General features: G+C 46.8%; 3 protein-coding genes and 1 pseudogene. All 4 read right to left on the bottom strand.

Going from position 1 to position 1710, the window contains the following annotated elements; all coding sequences use genetic code 11:
* Window positions 1-274: hypothetical protein (locus HMPREF2794_RS08380; protein WP_070751321.1), on the bottom strand; the 274-nt coding region annotated here is incomplete at its 3' end.
* 11 nt (window positions 275-285) lie between these two features.
* Window positions 286-585: a hypothetical protein gene (locus tag HMPREF2794_RS08375; RefSeq protein ID WP_055271001.1), complete on the bottom strand. Its 300-nt coding sequence runs from the start codon at window positions 583-585 to the stop codon at window positions 286-288.
* A complete protein-coding gene (locus tag HMPREF2794_RS08370; protein WP_008766328.1) occupies window positions 582-1085 on the bottom strand; it encodes a hypothetical protein in 504 nt (167 codons plus the stop codon). Before HMPREF2794_RS08370 ends, HMPREF2794_RS08375 begins: the two co-directional genes overlap by 4 nt.
* Window positions 1082-1710: pseudogene (locus HMPREF2794_RS08365) on the bottom strand (hypothetical protein); the annotation flags it as partial. The pseudogene HMPREF2794_RS08365 and the gene HMPREF2794_RS08370, both read right to left, overlap by 4 nt.

Here is a 1710-nt window from a genome sequence, read left to right as displayed (position 1 = left end):
ACACCAGTAATATGACCGCATCTGCCAATAATGCTCCGCGTACCGTCGCCCGAATGTCTGCCATGTCCGGAATATCGTCTTTCGATTCCTTCCATTTACCAGCCAGCCATGCGGATACAGTTCCCAAAACCATGCCGCCCAATACGCTAGGGAAGCTCACCCCAAACAGGAAAACAGATGCTACCACGCACACGGCTAAAATGAGCATCCCAATCAGTCCGTGAATGATTTTGTCTACTCCGAACTTTTTAATCAGATCGTTACTTGCTTTCATTTTCAATCATTTTAATCGTTAGTAATTTCAATATTTATTTTATCCACCAGCTCCGAATAGTCAATGCCCGCGCGTTTCAGGTGGATTTTCATTTGTTTCTCAATGGCTCTTTTATCAGCCTGTGAACGGATATACCGGATCAGGTTCGCACCCAGCACCGGGTCTTCTTTCAACTCACCTTGATTCAGTTCCAGCACGGTTGCCGCATTTTGAATCAGAGTGTCACCGATTACGAACCCGGTCAACCCGTCTTTTCCCTTATGGGGGACAATTCTGATATCACCATCCTTGTCGAGTAATAGTCCTTTCATTGCTTCACCCTTTCGTTTTCAATGTCCCTGACCTGTGTCTCTTTTAGTGATTCCGAAATGTAGGAAGACAATGCCGTTTTCAAAGCCGATCCCCCGTCGTTCGGTACAGGTGTCCATCCTGACAATTTCTGCTTCAATGAATTGATGTCCTTTTCAATCAGGTTCAGCCGTTCCGTCAGTTCCCCGACTTTTACCAGTCCGCCCAATGTCCCGCCATTCAGCACAATTTCGTCCACCTCATCAGCAGAAATCAGGAAGGCGTCAGTCTCCTGTCCCTCGATGATTCCGACCAGACAAGTTGTTCCCGGTTTCGGATAGATGCATAATGCACCCATTCCCAACTGGACATCATAATATTCAAGCTGGTCAATGACCCCGGTCACATCCATTGCCTTGTTTTCTTTATCAACCTTGTCTACCGTTACCCAGCGCAATTGCGCCTGTCTAGCCCCTTCGCGCCATTTTTCAAGCGCATCACGTAACTGTTCATCCGTAGTCATTCCGCACGTCCTCCCAACTCTAATTTTTGCCTGTATGTAGCATCGTCACTGAAATCCTTTGTCACCTTCTCAACGTAATAGTATCCGTTCATTTCCGGAGTTATTTCACTCTTCAGGTCAATCGTTATACCGTGACGGACGACAGGTATCCCGAACAGTTCGACGCCCCCGCGGTACTTCTGCTTTTTAAGGCTTTCATAAAAATCTCTGGCGAACTTCTTCAGGTCTTCGACCTTGACGGACTTTCCTTTTTCATTGTAAGTCAGGTTATAGACCTCACTTCCTTCCGTTCCGGCTTTTGCTTCCAGTTTCTTGCCGCCAGCACCGATGCTGACAACCTTGACCTGAAATTCACCGTTGGTTTCGTTCAGGTTCTGACTGACGGCATTTTTTTCCAGTACGATTTTCACCTTTTCGGTGTCGACCTTTTCGGAATACACATTTCCGCAATACAGGACTTTACCGATGAAATAGCAGTGGAGGTTGGTTTTCTTCCGGATGTCGTTCAGGATTTCCGCGACCGTTCTGGAAGAATACCGTACCGCACCAAGTTCAGCATCATAGTTCGTTTTCACCTCATAGCCTTTGGCAACGTCTGCAAGCAGTTTCTTCAGTGTGACATTCT

Origin of the sequence: Bacteroides sp. HMSC067B03 (genome assembly GCF_001811315.1) — a bacterium.
In the GTDB taxonomy this organism is placed as follows: domain Bacteria; phylum Bacteroidota; class Bacteroidia; order Bacteroidales; family Bacteroidaceae; genus Bacteroides; species Bacteroides faecis.
The sequence above is the reverse complement of the archived record's forward strand: the minus strand, read 5'-3'. Positions and strand labels throughout refer to the sequence as shown.